We start from the raw sequence: 17,856 nt of genomic DNA on the forward strand, positions 1-17,856 counted from the left end.
ATTTAGTGGAGCAAATGCAATTAATCAAAGCTATACAGCATCTTTATCAGAAACACAGTTGGTGGAGCAATTGCCAGATAGCAAAACAGCTGTTTATTGGGTTTCATCAAATATTAAAAATTATCTCTTATTATTCCATCAAAAAGGTCAGTTGGTATTAGAAGTGGCGTATCCCTGTTACGATGATGTGAAAGATAAAGGCTTGGCAAAACTCAAAGAGATTAATACATCGATGAACATCAACAGTAAAATGCTAGCAAATGCCACAGTAGAAGGCTTATCGGTTAATCAAAAACCAGTTAGTTTCTGGAAAGATCCTTATAAAGGGATTTATAGCACAGGAATAGTACCAATAGTACCAGTACTGAGATTGAAAATTAGAAATACTCCTTTTGAAAATGGCACAATTGGAGAGGCACGAGCGAAAGGGGGAGACGACTATTATTTTTATAAAGGAGACAAAGGACAAGTTTGGTTTACTACCAAATTGGAAGATACTGAACTAACATCAGAAGCATACTTTAGCGAAGATAAAAGCCCAGTTTTTTACGAGTACAAATATTTGTCTGAAACACGCAAAGTATATATTACCCAGAAAGAAGAAAATGGTAACGTAATCGGAAAAGCAGAAACCTATTATAGAGATAATCGGACTTTACATTTTGAATACGAATATCCGGTGGGAGATACGCAAGCAGAAAAATATTTAAAAGATATGTTTGAGCATATCCGTATTTCAGCGTTTTTGTAGAGAAGAAAACAAGCACCAAACAGCACAGGGCAGGCCAGTGTTTTTTAGAGATCAAGGGTTAAAAGCAGTAGATTTATATTATTCAATTAGCCATGCAGCACGCAAGCTGTATGAATTATAAATCTCACTGAATATGAAAATAAAACTAACAACTCTATTCATAGCCCTTCTTTTCAACCCTGTTTTTCTATTTGCTCAGTATAAGTTGATCAATAAGATTCCTTCCGAAGTGGATTTCTCCAAGCATCTTCGCGATTGGGATGGTTTCGGCTTTAATTATGTTGAAACCGCGCAAACTTCAGTCTATGCCGCAGAACCGCAAGAGTATGGCGGTTTTAGTTTGTTAGATGAAAAAGAAAAATCGGAGATAATCGATCTGGTTTTTGGTGAAGATGGTTTAAAAGTCTCTTTGCTAAAAATGTTTTTAGACCCTTGGCATCAAGCTTCACCAGATGCTGAATTTAAGCACGAATGGTCTGCAAAGTATATGTTGGAATTTGCAGAGAAGGGATTTGCGACAACAACATCTAGAGAGGGTGATCTCACGATTATTACGACGCTATATGGTCCACCAGCTTGGGCGACACAGCAAAAGTTTTTTGGCGGTAGAGACCTCGATCCCGAAATGAAAGAAGCGTTAGCGGCATATATGATCGATTGGGCACGCTTCCTCAAAAAAGAAAAGAAACTTCCTTTAAAATACCTTTCGTTGCACAACGAGGGCGAAGATTGGGAACGCTGGCCGCAAGATGGTTCCGGGGAAGGTTTTTTCGACTACAACATGTTTTGGCCGCATGAGCAAGTAAACGATTTTCTAAAGTTTATGCCTGCTATGATGAAAGAAGCAGGTTTAGAAGATGTATACTTAACCAATGGAGAGCCTTCTAACTGGTTTCGTTTTAGTGCTTGGGGTTGTGCTGCTGGTTTGCTAGACGATAAAGAAGCCCTCAACAACATGGGTATTATCACTTCTCATGGCTTTTATGGCGACTTGAGTATGCAACGCTGGTATGGCAATCATAATAGTTCAGGGATTGATATGCTTCGAGAGGCCAGACCCGGAATGCATGCTTGGGTAACATCTACCAGTTGGGGCAAAATGGATGTGATGTTTATGAGAGAGATTTACGGAAATATCTATAACTCCAAAGTAAATGCAATTATCCCATGGGCAGGCATTCAGCGACCTGCAAAATGGGAGGGAGGTGACCCAAACCCCGGAAATGCTTTTAGAGTAAATGAAGATGGCACTTACCAAGTGCAAAAAGGTTATTATTTCTACAAACAGGCTTCAAGAGCTGGGCAAGCAGGCATGGCAGTCGCCCGCACTTACTGTATGGACTCACAAGTACCAGTAATTGCCTTTGCTTCCAATAGCACAAATCATCCAGATGCTTTAATTATCTCCAATTGGTCTTCTAAATGGGACAAAGGGGTGCACATGAAAATTAAGGGTACAAATGCTACAAAATTTCACGCTTATCGAACTGGTAGCGGAGAAGAAAACTATAAAGATTTAGGTGTAATCGAATTGGAAGATGGCTACCTAAACTACAAAGCGCCCATTGGTACAGTAACTACTTTTTTTGCAGAAGACTAAGATATCATTCCATTAATCAATACAACATCTATTAAAATGAGATTATTCACCATCCTTTTTTTATTCCTTATTACACAAAATATACTTTCACTAAATGCACAAACTGCCAGACCTGCTTACAACACAGGCTCTGGCTTTTTTGTGAGTAATGGAAATATTTACGATCCAAATGGAGTGGCTTTTACGCCTATGGGTTACAATACTTCGGTTTTCTGGAATGGCAATGAAGCCTGCAAACTAAATAATATGTCTGAGCACATTCCGAATTCTGGGGCGAATGCGGTGAGAATTATCTCTCAAACTGAAGGAGCTTATGGTTGGAATGCCAATCCTAAGAGCCAACGTGATTTGGTAGAAAGGGCTGTAAATGCGGGCATTGTACCCATGTTAGAGATGCACAATTCCACTTGTGATAAAGCCGATTTTGAAACCATTACTGAATATTGGACATCTGAGCAGGTGATTAAGATTGGCAACGATTTTGAAAAATACCTTTGGGTGAACATTGCCAACGAACACAATTTTGAATCTTCAGAAGCTTGGCGAGATAGCTATATTGCCACAATCAAACAGTTTAGAGAAAAAGGCATTAAAAACCTGATTGTGATAGATGCCGGAAAGTTTTGCGGGCAAAATCCAGAAATGTTTACAGAGTTTGGCAAAGATGTGTTAGAAGCTGATCCAGAGAAAAATGTGGTATTTTCTATTCATTTGTATGGTTATTGGCAAACCGCAGACAAAAGCTTTACAGACTGGACTCCTCCATTTTCAGTGGAAAAAGATTTATCTGCTTTAAAAAATGCCGGTTTACCTATCATAGTTGGAGAGTTCGGTTGGGACAAACCCGCAGGTTTTGCCGGAAATTACCAAGCTGAAAAAATACTGGAAGTTTGTAAGCAAAATAGAATCGGTTGGTATTTCTGGGCTTTTTTTGATGGAGCAGAAAAACCTTATTACTCCATTTTAAAAGAGGTATGTGGAGGAATTGAGAATACCAACCTCACCGATGCGGGCAAGTTTATCATTCCTTACGTTCAGAAGAATGCGCAAAAAGCATCTGTATTTAATTAGATTTTTATTGGCCAGTAAGAAACTGCCAATATGCTCATTTTTTTTCAATTATTGCGATTGTGTCGCGTATAAGGAGGTTTGTAATGATACAATATATTCTATTTGTACTTTAAAATTGATAGAGTAAGTAAGCAATTATCAACATTCACCTGTAACAAATCTATGTCTGTACATAAAAATTACGAATTGCGAAATCTGATAAAAAGTAATTTGTAAATTAGAAGAGTAGGTCTTCATAACTTACTATAAAATAAACACTGATTTTTAATCAATAAATCAAATTAGCTATGTACAGAAATGCTTTTACCATGAAGCTAAAACCGGGCTTCGAAGCGGAATATAAAAAGCGACACGATGAAATATGGCCAGAATTAGAAGCCATGCTTTCAGAATCGGGAATCAGTGATTACAGCATCTATTTAGATGAAGAAACACTTACGCTTTTTGCCTTTCAAAAAGTGGCTGACCAAGTAAAAGAAGCACAAATCCCAAACAATCCAATTGTAAAAAAATGGTGGGCGTACATGGCAGACATTATGGAAACCAATCCAGATAATTCACCTGTAACTAAGCCATTGCGCGAAGTTTTCCACTTGGATTAATTGAAATACCTTATTATCAAATTATATAAAACTACCTATTGTGCCTTCTGAATCTATTAAATTTAAACCCTTTTTAATTGTAGCCATCCTATTACTAAATATTCCTCTGTTTTTACAAGCACAGGATAAAGTAAGGCTGGCAGATAAGCCGCTTTTTAGAGACCCCGTTTATGATGGAGCCGCAGATCCCACGATTATTTGGAATAGAAAAGAGAATCGTTGGTTTATGTTTTACACCAATCGCAGAGCCAATGAAGAACAGCTAGATGGTGTAAGTTGGGTACACGGAACCCGAATTGGCATTGCCGAATCTTTAGACGGAGGTGCTACTTGGCAATACCGCGATACTTGCGATATTCAATATAGAATGGAAGGTTATACCCACTGGGCACCAGAGGTAATTGAGCACAAAGGAAATTACCATATGTATCTCACTTATGTGCCGGGTGTATTTAATGAGTGGGGGCATCCTCGCTGGATTGTACATCTTACTAGTAAAAACATGATTAACTGGAAATTTGAATCTAAGTTAGAATTAGCTTCAGATAGGTGTATAGATGCTTGCGTATTTAGATTGCCAGATGGTAAATGGCGGATGTATTATAACAATGAGCGAGATGGCAAATCGATGTATTATGCAGACAGCAACGATTTATACAATTGGAAAGATAGTGGTAAAAAAGTAGTTGGAGATAGGGGAGAGGGACCTGTTGTGTTTAGGTGGATGAATAAAAATTGGATGCTCTGCGATGCATGGGATGGCTTAAGTGTGTTCTCTTCTGACGATTTAATTAACTGGCAACGACAAGGAAATAATATTTTACAAAAACCCGGTAAAGGCAAAGACGATAAAGTAATGGGCGGGCATCCGGGAGTAGTGGTACATGGAGATAAAGCCTTTGTCTTCTATTTTACACATCCCGGTAGAGTACCAGATAATAAAAGGGTAGATAATTACAGAACAAGACGAAGCTCAATTCAAGTAGCACAGTTGGAATATACCGATGGTAAAATTACCTGCGATAGAGATAAGCCTGTTTACATTAATTTGAGCGAACCTGATAAGAAAAATAATTAATATGATCAAAAACAATGGTTGCCTTATTTTTATTGAATACGACAACCATTGTTTTTATTGAGAATAATCAAAATGCAAGTTTTTATATGAACTTAGCTTAGCCTCCCTCTTCTTAATTTCTATATACATTTTTAATAAATGAGTACTTAAAAATATTGGTCTCAGCAGATAGCTGTAGAGCATATTTTTGTTTTACTTCGTTTTTAATCTTCTTCAACATTAATTCGAACTTTGTTGTACTTTCAAATCGATCTTTGTCATCTGCAATAATCTTGTAATTGGGTTTCATGGGCTAATTAAATAGTTAAATCGATCCTGTTTTAAATAACAAAATAATGGTATTTTATTTAATTTGTAGCTATAATCATTTCCTTTCCAAAAAAATTGGTATTATATGGTGGTACGCATGGCAGAATAAACAATTAGTATTATAATTTTGCTAATTGCAAGAATCGATTTTTTTAACTGAGATAATGAAAAGAAGATTTATAATTACTTTACTCACTAACATTTTAATTTTCACAGTCAGTTTGAGTTTTGCTCAAGACTTCGAGCATCCTAATGTCATTTTAATTATTACTGATGATCAGGGTTATGGTGATTTGGGGTATACAGGCAATCCGCATGTACAAACTCCTGTGATTGATAGTTTTGCTAAAGAGAGTACCCGTTTTAATAATTTTTATGTTTCGCCAGTTTGTGCTCCTACCCGTTCAAGCCTCATGACGGGCAGATATTCATTAAGAACAGGTGTAAGAGATACATATAATGGTGGTGCAATTATGGCCGCCAACGAAGTAACAATTGCAGAAATGCTCAAGCAAGCCAATTACAGAACTGGCGCATTTGGCAAATGGCATTTAGGCGATAACTATCCATGCAGGCCAAACGATCAGGGTTTTGATGAATCGGTTATTCACCTTTCTGGTGGTATGGGGCAAGTCGGCGATTTTACTACTTACTTTAAAGGTGATAGCAGTTATTTCGATCCGGTGCTTTGGTACAATGGAAAGCAGAAAGCTTATAAAGGTTACTGTTCAGATATCTTTACCCAACAAGCAATTAACTTTATAGAGAAAAATCAACGATCAGGTACGAGAAATCCTTTTTTCTGTTATTTGGCATTTAATGCGCCACATACCCCTTTACAAGTTCCAGAAGAATATTATAACTTATATAAAGATATAGACCCCTCTCTTGGTTTTGAAGATAGACGCCAACCGTTTGTAGAGATGTCTGAAAAAGACAAGGAAGATGCCCGAAAGGTTTATGGTATGGTGAGCAACATCGATGATAATTTAGGGAAGTTATTTGCTAAACTTGATGAACTCAAAATTGCCAACAATACCCTCATCATTTTTATGACGGATAATGGCCCGCAACAGGTAAGATATATAGCTGGTTTAAGAGGAAAGAAAGGTGATGTGTATTGTGGAGGTGTTAAGGTACCTTTTTTTCTAAAATATTCAGCTCGTTTCGAAGGTAACAGAGATATCGAAATTCCGGCAGCGCATTACGATATATTGCCAACACTAGCGCAAATTTGCCATGTAGAAATGCCAATGGATAGAAGTATTGATGGCAAAAGTTTATTGCCTTTGCTAGAAGGTGAAGAAATTATCTGGGAAAACAGAACTATGTTCTTTTACTGGACACGCAAATACCCTGAGTTATACAACAATATTGCCATGCAAAGCGGTCCCTATAAACTGGTGGGGCATGCAGATCATAATTCACCCATCACAGATTTTGAGTTGTTTAAATTGGATGATGATCCCTACGAGCAAATGAATATTTTGGGTGATAATAAAGGTGTTGCGGAAGCACTCAAGTCTGAGTTTGATAGAGTGTATGCGGAGTTGATTACTTCTGAAAATATTAAGAATCCACCGAGAATAGTTGTAGGCGATCGACATGAAAATCCTTCTGTATTGAATAGAAATGATGCCAGTGGTAGCAGAGGTATTTGGGCACAAGAAGAGATTTATGGCAAATGGAGAGTTACCATCAACGAAGGTTATTACAACATCAAATTCAAGTTTGTAAACCCTATAGAAGTGGATGGCGATATGTATCTCGAAGCTGGTTCGATGGTTAAAAAACAGAAAAATGAGAAAATAGACACAGATATTATTGTGATGAAAAATATCTACTTTTCTCAACAAGACTGTGACTTTAAACCATTTTATGAAATTAATGGAAGAAACATTTTTCCATTTTATGTAGAGTTTGATAAGGTGAATTAAAAGAATTCGGCCTATTTGATAGATAAATAGATCAAGTCTTAATATATACTTCTTTGCAAAGCTCACTAAATAATGGTGCACTATTAAAACAAAGCGATAAGGCCTAAAATAGCTATACTTGGCTATTTCCATATACAGGAGAATTATTTCCTACTTGATCTGCAATTGTTGTTGTTTTTAGAATTGAAAGACTAATATTGGATACTTTCATCATTTGCATTAAAAACTCTAAACTGCTTCTAAGGCATTTCATACATCATGAAATCTTTCTATATATTATTTAGCTTATTTGTATTTTGCGTCTCTTGCGACGATAAACAACAACAAGCGCCAATTGACCTTTTATGTGAATATCTGGTTAATCCCATTTCTATTGATAATACTACCCCAAGGTTTCGATGGAAAATGCCTAACAAAGGCAACGACATTTCGCAAGAGTCTTACAGAGTTATTGTAGGTACAGACTCAGCGGCAGTGGCAAAGGGCGAAGGAGATATGTGGGATACAAATAAAGTTATGAGTGATGCCATGCTGGTAACTTACCAAGGAAAGACCTTACAACCACTTAGCAAATATTACTGGACGGTAAAACTGTCGAACAACGACTTCGTGGAAAGCAACTATGCTAAGGTAAATAGTTTCCAAACCGGATTTTTAGGAAACAGCAATTGGCAAGGTTCATTTATTTCAGACACAGACGATGTAGATTTAAAACCTGCTCCGTACTTCAGAAAAGTATTTAAACCGAAAGGCAAAGTAAAAAAGGCAATGGCTTATGTGACTGCTGCAGGTTTGTTTGAGTTTTCTATTAATGGCAAAAAAGTAGGTGACCATGTGCTTGACCCAATGTATACCCGCTTCGATAAGAGGGTATTATATGTGGCACATGATGTTACAGCGCAATTACAAGAAGAAGTAGCTTTAGGTATTTTACTTGGTAATGGTTGGTACAATCACCAATCTACTGCGGTGTGGGATTTTCACAAAGCACATTGGAGAGCTCGCCCAAAGTTTTGCCTAAATCTTTTTGTAACTTATGAAGATGGCAGCCAAGAGGTAATCAGTACTGATAAAAGCTGGAAAACCTCGTTGGGTCCAATCATTTTTAATAGCATATATACAGCAGAACATTACGATGCCAGATTGGAGCAAAAAGGTTGGGATACACCAAAATTCAACGACCAATCTTGGAAGTCAGCCATAGAGGTTGAGAATCCGGCAGAAAAACTAGTAGCTCAAGCTTTACAGCCTATTCGTATAACAGATCAAATTAAGCCAGTTGAATTCAATCAGTTTAGTAACCAAAACTATGTGTATGATTTAGGGATGAATATATCTGGTGTAAGCCAGATAAAAGTAGAAGGGGCAAAAGGGACAGTTGTAAGAGTAACACATGCAGAGTTATTAGGTGATGAAGGACATGTAGATCAATCTAATATTGATGTACATTATCGCCCAACTGACGATAGCGATCCATTCCAAACAGATATTTATATCTTGAAAGGTGCAGGCGTAGAAACCTTTATGCCGAAATTCAACTATAAAGGATTTCAATATGTAGAAGTAAATAGCGATAAACCAATTACTCTTAGCAAAGAAAGTCTAATTGGTATGCGTATGCACAGCGATGTGCCAGTAGTCGGAAATGTGCATAGTTCAGATTCACTACTTAATAAAATGTGGGCAGCTACGAATAATTCTTATCTTTCTAACCTTTTCGGCTACCCTACAGACTGCCCTCAAAGAGAAAAAAATGGCTGGACAGGAGATGCTCATATCGCAAGTGAAACAGGACTCTTTAATTTTGATGGAATTACCATTTACGAAAAATGGTTGGCAGACCATCGCGATGAACAACAACCAAATGGTGTTTTACCATCTATAATTCCTACACACGCTTGGGGATACGATTGGGGTAATGGTCCCGATTGGACAAGTACCATTGCCATTATTCCTTGGAATATCTATTTGTTTTATGGAGATACTACTTTGCTTTCAGATTCTTATGCAAGTCTAAAGCTTTATGTAGACCACATCGCCGAAATTGATTCTGCCGGCCTTACCGATTGGGGCTTAGGCGATTGGATTCCTGTAGCAGACAAAACACCTAAAGAATTTACATCTTCTATATATTATTATGTAGATGCATCTATATTGGCGAAATCTGCAAAGCTTTTTGGTAAAACAGCAGACAACCAGAAATACGCAAACTTGGCTGATTCAATTAAGAATGCCATCAATAATAAATATCTTGATAAAGAAACTGGCATATATGGAAGTGGTTTCCAAACAGAGCAAAGTACAGCTTTATTCTGGGGCATTGTACCAGATGATATGAAAGCTAAAGTAGCTGCCAATTTGGAGAAGAAAGTAAGAGCAGATAACAGCCACCTTAATGTAGGCTTGTTGGGTACAAAAGCTATTTTAAATGCATTGAGTGAAAATGGCTATAGCGATCTGGCTTATGAAGTGGCATTGCAAGACAGTTATCCATCTTGGGGTTGGTGGATTAAAAACGGAGCAACTAGTTTGTTTGAAAACTGGCCAATAGATGCTAAGTCTGACATTTCTAGAAACCACATTATGTTTGGTGAAATTGGTGCTTGGTTTTACAAAGCTCTTGGAGGTATTAATCCAGACCCAGAAAAGCCGGGTTTTAAAAATGTAATTTTGAATCCTCATTTTGTAGAAGGACTCGATCAGTTCGAAGCTAAACATCAAGGTCCGTATGGTGAAATTGTTTCTTCGTGGAAAAAGGAAGGGGAAGTGGTAAAATACAGTGTGGTTATTCCAGCGAATAGCACAGCTACTATTAATATAAAGTCTGATCACATTACCAAAGATGATAAACATATGGCGAGTATCAGCAAGATTAATGGTGATTATATTATTAATGTAAAATCGGGTACGCACAGTTTTACTGTTCAGATATAATCTCTTTAATAGAAAGCCATCTATAATATATAAATCATTGTATGCATTACTGAACAGGGAATAATTGGGTCTGATCTTGAATTTCTTTGTCAGATTATCCTTTAGTTTTTATAATAACTTCATTATATTGCATTACTACTTGCACTATATATGAAAATGAGACACATAACAACTAACAGTTATGATGAAGTATTAACTTTATCAGACAACAAAAGCATACATGCAATATCTAACTTCAAAGATGATAAAGAGACTTGGATACAGTTTAAAGCTGGGAGTGAACCGGCTTTAGTGCATATCTATAATTGCTATTACAAGTCTTTATATAATTATACAAGTCAGTTTACCAAAGACAGAAATCTTATAAAAGATACAATTCAAGATCTTTTTATTGAACTTATGCAAAAGAGAGATAAACTCTCAGAAACCACATCAATCAAATTTTATCTGTTCAGATCCATCAAGAATAATCTGGTTGCCAAGATCAGAAGAAACAGCAAAATGAATTTACAATCTAATTTGCTAGATGGTTACGATTTTTCACTCAGCTATTCCATAGAGCAGATAATCATCAACCAACAAATAGATAAAGAAAATCAGTTACGCATTAATAATGCACTTAAAGTACTCACTCGCAAGCAGCGCGAAATAATTTACTATTATTTTTTTGAAGAACTAAAAATGGAAGAGATTGCAGTCTTAATGGACTTTACAAACCAAAAGTCTGCACAAAATCTTCTGTATAAATCTATAAAATTATTAAAAGGTAAATTGCTGATTGTCAGCACTATCAATCTGTATATTATGCTATTGAAATTTTTTTAGAAAAAAAATCTAAAAAAACGATGGAAAAATGAGAGGTTGGTTCTTTTATATATAGACATGAACCAATATGAAATATAACCATTACGATATAGAAGACTTTTTAGTTGATACTGACTTTATTGATTGGGTAAAAGGAGACAGTGGGGAGAAGAATGCATTCTTTCAAAACTGGATGCAAACAGAGCCAGAAAATAAAGATGCAGCACTAACAGCAAGAGAAATCTTGCTCAATTTAAAAAGAGAGAAACTAGACCCTACTCCCGAAGAGTTCGACGAGTCACTCAATAAAATATTAAGGTATCGCTCAGGCGATGAAAAAAAAACTGAAATTAAATTCAGTTCAACCGATTATAATGAACCACCTGTAAAACTTTCAACCGTATTTAAATGGGCAGCATCTGTTGCTATACTTCTAGGCTTGTTTTGGTTATACAAGTTCGAAACAAAAGAAAAAGTAATAGTTGAAAAAGTTACCTATACTACCAAATCTACACCACTAGGGCAAAAGTCTAACATTAAACTTCCTGATGGTAGCCTAGTAAAACTTAACTCTGGTAGTAGTATTACTTTCCCTAGCAATTTCATTAAAAACAGAGAAGTAAAATTAGATGGTGAAGCTTTTTTTGAAGTAGAGAAAAATGAGGCGTATCCATTTAGGGTAATTGCAGAAGAAATAGAGGTAAAAGTGGTGGGCACCTCATTTAACGTGCAGTCTTTTAATAGTGAAGAAACTGTAGAGGTTACAGTAGTAACTGGTAAAGTGATGACTTATAACAATGAGCACAATAGCAACGAGTTTGAAGCATTGCTTACGCCAAACGAGATGATTACTTACGAGAAAAAAACAGGCGGTTATTCTAAAAAGAATGCAGAAGATTTTAAGCTGGCTTGGAAAGACGATATACTCTACTTTAAAGATGCAGATTTTTTACAAATAGTTGATCAATTGGAGAGATGGTATGGTGTAGAATTTATCTTTCCAAACAAAGACCACATGAGAATGCCGGGTAAAATTAACGCAACTTTTGTAAACGAGCCTCTCAAAGAAGTACTAGAAGGATTAAAATTTTCAATGAAAATTGAATACACAATAGATAAGAAAAATGATAAGGTTATTGTAAAAAAAGTAAACTAAAACTATGAGAAAAACTATACACGACAGTAGTTAACTAAAGACTAATTTTTTACAAAAAATATCAGAAACAAAAAAACCGGAGTAAAACTCCGGCACAATCGGTTGTTTGCCTCTAAAGATTTGGCCGTCTGCAAGGCAAACTTGTGCATTTCTGATGAATTAATTTTTTCACCAAAACGCGATTAAAAATATGAAATTGAAACTACTAAGACAAATTTGGCTTATGTCAAAATTAGGCTTTTATGGGTTCCTTCTCCAGGCTTTGTTCTTTGGTATTTTATCTGCAGAAGATGGAAATGCACAAGGAAAAAGTATGGATGAAGTTTATCTGAACCTCAAGGTACAGAATGAAGAGTTAAAATATGTTTTTGCAAAAATTGAAGCAAAAACAGGATTTGGTTTTACATATAGCGGAGAGCTGATTGACGATAGCTTCAGAATTGATGCGAATGTAAAGAAAACGTCTTTAGCAGAACTACTTAGGAATATTTCTAAAGAAACAGGCTTAGGCTTTAAGCGAATTAACGAAAGTATTTATGTAAGTAAACCTGAAGACGGCCTGGCTAAAATCACTGAAATTATCGGTGATGAAGCAAAACAAGTTAGAATTAGTGGTAATGTAAAATCAGAAGATGGAGAAGCATTACCGGGTGTAAGTATTCTTATTAAAGGAACTACTACTGGTACCACTACAGATTTAGATGGTAATTATGCACTTTCTGCAACTTCGGGAGATATACTTCAATTTAGCTATATTGGCTATATTACCCAAGAGGTTGAAGTAGGTGCTCAAACTACTATTAATGTTTCTTTGCCATTAGACTCTGAGCAATTAGAAGAAATTGTTGTAGTAGGTTATGGCGAGCAAAAGAAAGTAACTGTAACTGGTTCGGTTGCAGCCGTAAAAGGTGACGAATTAGTAAAGTCTCCAGTAACTAACCTTTCTAACTCATTAGCTGGTCGTGTACCGGGTTTGTTTGCTGTAAACAGAAGTGGTGAGCCAGGTTACGATAATTCTGGTATTAGAATTAGAGGTACAAACACTTTGGGTAACAACGATGCACTTATTGTAATTGATGGTATTCCTGCAAGAGCTGGTGGTTTGGATCGTCTTAACCCAATGGATATAGAAAGTATCTCTGTATTGAAAGATGCTTCTGCTGCTATTTATGGAGCTCGTGCTGCAAACGGTGTAATTCTAATTACAACCAAAAGAGGTACAAGTGGTAAGCCAGAACTTTCTTATTCATTTAACCAAGGTTGGGCACAGCCAACAGTAATTCCAGATTTGGCAGATGCAACTCAGTTTGCAGAGATGAGAAACGAGCTAGAAATTTATAACCTTCCGGTTGATGAGTGGTCTGCCGCACAAGCAGCTTTTAATTCAACAGGAACTTATAACAGACCAAACGGTGCAATACTTGAGGCTCCTTATAGTCCAGAAGATTTTGAGCTTTTCAGAAATGGCTCAGATCCATGGGGACACCCAAATACAAACTGGTATGATGCTACTTTAAAAAACTGGTCTCCACAGTCTAAGCATAATTTGCAGTTAACAGGTGGAACAGAAGATTTTAAATATTTGGCTTCATTAGGATACCAAAATCAAGATGCTTTCTATAAAGATGCAGCAACTGGTTACAAGCAATACGATTTTAGAGTAAATCTTGATGGTAACATCAATAAATATATTAAAACTAGTATTGGTGTTTTAGGTCGTCAAGAAAGAAGATTCTTCCCAACAGTTGGAGCAGGTGCTATCTTTAGAATGCAAATGAGAGGTATACCTACATCTCCAGCCTATTGGCCAAATGGCTTACCAGGTCCTGATATTGAAAATGGTCAAAACCCAGTAGTAATTACCACTAACGAAACTGGTTACGACAGAGATACTAGAAACTACCTGCAAACTAATGGTAAAATTGAGGTTTTAATACCAGGTGTTGAAGGTTTAAAATTCACTGGTACTGCAGCGGTTGATAAATACATCAGACAAACAAAAAGATGGGAAACTCCTTGGTATTTATATACTTGGGATGGTGTAACTTATGGTGATGATGGCGACCCACTATTAGTAGCAGGTGCTCGTGGTCCGGCAGAACCAAGATTAAACCAAGGTAACGAAGACCAAACAAACATTATGTTAGGTGGTATCTTCTCTTACGATAGAGCATTTGGCGATCATAACTTAACAGTATTAGCAGGTACTAATAAAGAAACCATCGAATGGAGTGGCTTTGGCGCTTATCGTAGATATTATATCTCAGGCGCAATTGATCAGATTTTTGCTGGTGGCGATGCTGAGAAAAATAACAGTGGTAGTGCTTGGGAAAGAGCTCGTTTAAATTACTTCGGTCGTGTAGCTTATAACTATAAAGAAAAATACCTACTAGAGTTCTTATGGAGATATGATGGTTCATACATGTTCCCAGAAGATAGTAGATGGGGTTTCTTCCCAGGTGTAATGGCTGGTTGGGTTATATCTGAAGAAGAATTCTGGAAAGGTGGACTTTCTGATGTACTGAGCTATTTAAAACTTCGTGGTTCTTGGGGACAAATGGGTAACGATAATATCACACTTGGACCAGATGGTGCTTTATTGGAATACCAATACCTTTCTACTTACGGATTCGGTAGCTACATTATTGGTGGTCAAGAAACAAAATCTCTTTACGAAGCACGTGTACCTAATAGTACTATTACTTGGGAGGTGGCAAACAACGCAAATATTGGTTTAGAAGGTGATCTATTTGATGGAAAAATATTCTTCGAGTTTGATTACTTCATGAATAAAAGAACCAATATACTTTGGCCTAAATTCGGTTCAGTACCTCAGTCAACAGGTATGACTTTACCACCAGAAAACATTGGAGAAGTTAAAAACGAAGGTTTCGACTTTAACATAGGATACAAAACTTCGATTAACGATTTCAAATTTAACTTCAGTGTAAACGGTGGTTATGCTCAAAACAAAATTGTTTATTGGGATGAAGCTCCGGGTGCTCCAGATTGGCAAAAAACTACTGGTAAGCCAATGTATACTTATATGTTATATGAGTATGATGGTGTATTTGAATCTCAAGAAGAAATTGATGCGAATACCATCGACTACAGTGCATTAACTAATAACCTGCGTCCGGGTGATATGAAATACAAAGACCTTTACGGACCAGAAGGTGTGCCAGATGGAAAAATTACTGCAGATGATCAGGTAAGAACAAACAATACTGCTATTCCATTATTCCAAGGTGGTATTAACATTGGAGCAAGCTACAAAAACTTCGATCTTTCAATACTATTCCAAGGAGCCGCTGGTGCTAAAGTATTTGTAATCACTGAATCTGGAAGTATTGGTAACTATTTGCTTGATACTTACGAAAATCGTTGGCAAATTGATAACCCTAGTAGTGTACATCCAAGAATTGCAGATAGAAACAACCAGTGGTATTCAAGCAACAACACTTATTGGTTAAGAAGCTCAGATTATATCCGTTTGAAAAACTTCGAAATAGGTTACACTTTACCTGTTACTGTTACAGAGAAATTGGGTATCCAACATGCAAGAATTTATACCAATGGTATGAACTTGTTTACAATGGATAAACTGAAAGTTTACGACCCAGAATCTAATAGTCAAAGTGGTCAGTACTACCCGCAGTCGAGAGTAATCAATTTGGGTGCAATCGTATCTTTTTAAGAACTAAATATTTTATGAAGATGAATAGGATAAAACACATATATATATTTATAGCAACAGTAATTGCAGCCAGTTTTACGGTAAGCTGCAACGATGACTTTGTAAGCACCAAACCACTCGATCAGGTTTCTGAAGCAGATGTTTGGGTAGATGGAGGTTTAGCAGAAGCATTTGTTACTGAGATTTATAATGGTTTAAACGATGGTGGTTTTAATGAAGAGATGCTCGCATCTACTACAGACGAAGCAATCTTCACTCACCCAGGTAGAGGTGTAACCACTGTTACTGAGTCACGCTCTAACCCACAAGATGTAATTAACTGGGGAGATCCTAGACTTAGGTGGAATGACTTATATTCAAGAATTAGAGCGACCAACATTGCTTTAGAAAACTTGGCAGAACCTCAGTTCGAGAATACAGATTTAGCTGATAGATTAAAAGGCGAAGCGCGTTTTATGAGAGCATTTTTCTATCACCAACTTTTAAGAATTTGGGGTGGTATTCCAATTATCGATGAAGCTTATACTTTAGATGCCGAAGATTTCTCTGCACCAAGAAATACTTATGAAGAGTGTGTGAGCTTTATAGTAGCAGATTGTGATGAGGCGTTTTCTTTATTAGATGGAAAATCTATGGAATCTGGTAGAGCGTCTGCAGCAGCAGCATTAGCACTAAAATCTAGAGTATTAGTATATGCAGCTAGTGATCTACACGATATCACTACTGCAAGTGCAAATTCAAGTGTAATTTCAAGTTTTTCTAATACTGCATTATTAGGTTATACTTCTGGTGATCGAACTTCTCGCTGGCAGGCTGCCCAAACAGCAGCAAAAGCAGTATTAGATTATACTGATGGTTACATGACGTCTTTAACTGCTCCTGTTACTGCAGAAGAAGGTGAGCAAAACTACGAGAACATATCACTTTCTAAAAATGGTGGAGAAGCTGAATTAATCTTTGCTAGATATTTTATTAATGCTAAAGTCGAAGATGGTAGTAGAGCTGCATTAGATAATGGTCCTAATGGCTATCATAACTGGGCTGGTAATACACCAACTCAAAACTTAGTGGATGATTACGAGATGATGGACGGTTCTTCTTTCGATTGGGATAACCCTGATCATGCAGAAGCACCATACGAAAATAGAGATCCGCGTTTCTATGCAACCATCCTTTATGACGGTGCAGACTGGAAACCTCGTACAGCCGATGTTGCAGCGAAAGATCCTGCAAACCAAATTCAAACAGGTACTTACGAAATTATTTTCGAAGGTGAAAAAGTAAACTATTTTGGTTTAGATACTCGCCAAAGTACAGTAGAAGATTGGAACGGAACACGTACAGGTTACTATATGCATAAGTTCATCAACAAAGACCCTAGCATTATAGATCAAAATACAAGACAAGAAATTCCATGGCCAGAACTTCGCTACACCGAAGCGATGCTTAACTATGCAGAAGCTAGTATCGAATTAGGTCAGGAAGACGAAGCAAAAGCATGGTTAAACAAAATCCGTTTCCGTGCTGGTATGCCTGCAATTACCGAAACAGGTGATGCACTAAAGGATCAATACCGTAACGAGCGTAGAGTAGAACTGGTTTACGAAGAGCACCGTTTCCACGATGTAAGAAGATGGATGATTGCCCCAGAGAAATTTGGAGAGCAAGCAAAAATCATCTTGGTTGAAGGAAAATTGAAAACGGGTGCTAACGTAACGCTTTATGAGTATGACACAGACAATTACGATTATACTTATACCGTAACAGATCTAGATCCGGGATTTGAAAACCGCCAATGGCTTGACAAAATGTATTTTATGCCATTAGAGCGTGATGAACTCAATAGAAATGAATCTTTGATTCAGAATCCAGGATACTAGTTATCTAGCCTAATCCTATAATAAAACTATGCTGGTA

12 protein-coding genes are annotated in these 17,856 nt (G+C 36.8%); 11 read left to right on the plus strand and 1 reads right to left on the minus strand.

What is annotated here, in order from left to right; all coding sequences use genetic code 11:
• The first annotated feature begins 61 nt into the window (after positions 1 to 61).
• From OQ292_RS37665 to OQ292_RS37685, 5 genes are all read left to right on the plus strand, one after another.
• Positions 62 to 751: a hypothetical protein gene (locus OQ292_RS37665; protein ID WP_284689444.1), complete on the plus strand. Its 690-nt coding sequence runs from the start codon at positions 62 to 64 to the stop codon at positions 749 to 751.
• Positions 752 to 884: 133 nt separating this feature from the next.
• A complete protein-coding gene (locus OQ292_RS37670) occupies positions 885 to 2,351 on the plus strand; it encodes a glycoside hydrolase (RefSeq protein WP_284689445.1) in 1,467 nt (488 codons plus the stop codon).
• A gap of 36 nt (positions 2,352 to 2,387) precedes the next feature.
• The gene (locus tag OQ292_RS37675) at positions 2,388 to 3,422 is read left to right on the plus strand and encodes a glycoside hydrolase family 5 protein (protein ID WP_284689446.1); all 1,035 of its coding nucleotides are present in this window, start codon (positions 2,388 to 2,390) and stop codon (positions 3,420 to 3,422) included.
• A gap of 287 nt (positions 3,423 to 3,709) precedes the next feature.
• Positions 3,710 to 4,024 carry an L-rhamnose mutarotase gene (gene rhaM, locus OQ292_RS37680; RefSeq protein WP_284689447.1) on the plus strand — a complete coding sequence of 105 codons (315 nt, stop codon included), beginning with the start codon at positions 3,710 to 3,712 and terminating at the stop codon, positions 4,022 to 4,024.
• Positions 4,025 to 4,064: 40 nt separating this feature from the next.
• On the plus strand, positions 4,065 to 5,102 hold the full coding sequence (locus OQ292_RS37685; protein ID WP_284689448.1) for a family 43 glycosylhydrolase: 1,038 nt from the start codon (positions 4,065 to 4,067) through the stop codon (positions 5,100 to 5,102).
• A 112-nt stretch (positions 5,103 to 5,214) separates the two neighbouring features.
• On the opposite strand, the gene OQ292_RS37690 is transcribed toward OQ292_RS37685, so the two are convergent.
• Positions 5,215 to 5,391, minus strand: a complete 177-nt coding sequence (locus tag OQ292_RS37690) for a hypothetical protein (protein ID WP_284689449.1) — start codon at positions 5,389 to 5,391, stop codon at positions 5,215 to 5,217.
• Positions 5,392 to 5,575: 184 nt separating this feature from the next.
• Here OQ292_RS37690 and OQ292_RS37695 point away from each other — a divergent pair, with 184 nt between their 5' ends.
• The 6 genes from OQ292_RS37695 (at position 5,576) to OQ292_RS37720 (ending at position 17,819) form a co-directional block, all read left to right on the plus strand.
• Positions 5,576 to 7,348, plus strand: coding sequence for an arylsulfatase (locus OQ292_RS37695; protein ID WP_284689450.1), 1,773 nt, complete (start codon positions 5,576 to 5,578; stop codon positions 7,346 to 7,348).
• A 258-nt stretch (positions 7,349 to 7,606) separates the two neighbouring features.
• Complete coding sequence (locus OQ292_RS37700; protein WP_284689451.1) at positions 7,607 to 10,282, plus strand: alpha-L-rhamnosidase; 2,676 nt, start codon at positions 7,607 to 7,609, stop codon at positions 10,280 to 10,282.
• A 156-nt stretch (positions 10,283 to 10,438) separates the two neighbouring features.
• A complete protein-coding gene (locus OQ292_RS37705; RefSeq protein WP_284689452.1) occupies positions 10,439 to 11,107 on the plus strand; it encodes an RNA polymerase sigma factor in 669 nt (222 codons plus the stop codon).
• Between the two features lie 67 nt (positions 11,108 to 11,174).
• Positions 11,175 to 12,242: a FecR family protein gene (locus OQ292_RS37710; protein WP_284689453.1), complete on the plus strand. Its 1,068-nt coding sequence runs from the start codon at positions 11,175 to 11,177 to the stop codon at positions 12,240 to 12,242.
• A gap of 190 nt (positions 12,243 to 12,432) precedes the next feature.
• The gene (locus tag OQ292_RS37715; RefSeq protein WP_284689454.1) at positions 12,433 to 15,939 is read left to right on the plus strand and encodes a SusC/RagA family TonB-linked outer membrane protein; all 3,507 of its coding nucleotides are present in this window, start codon (positions 12,433 to 12,435) and stop codon (positions 15,937 to 15,939) included.
• Positions 15,940 to 15,959: 20 nt separating this feature from the next.
• Positions 15,960 to 17,819 carry a RagB/SusD family nutrient uptake outer membrane protein gene (locus OQ292_RS37720; RefSeq protein ID WP_431733813.1) on the plus strand — a complete coding sequence of 620 codons (1,860 nt, stop codon included), beginning with the start codon at positions 15,960 to 15,962 and terminating at the stop codon, positions 17,817 to 17,819.
• The last annotated feature ends 37 nt before the right edge of the window (positions 17,820 to 17,856 follow it).

It is taken from the genome of Chondrinema litorale (assembly GCF_026250525.1).
In the GTDB taxonomy this organism is placed as follows: Bacteria; Bacteroidota; Bacteroidia; order Cytophagales; family Flammeovirgaceae; genus Chondrinema; species Chondrinema litorale.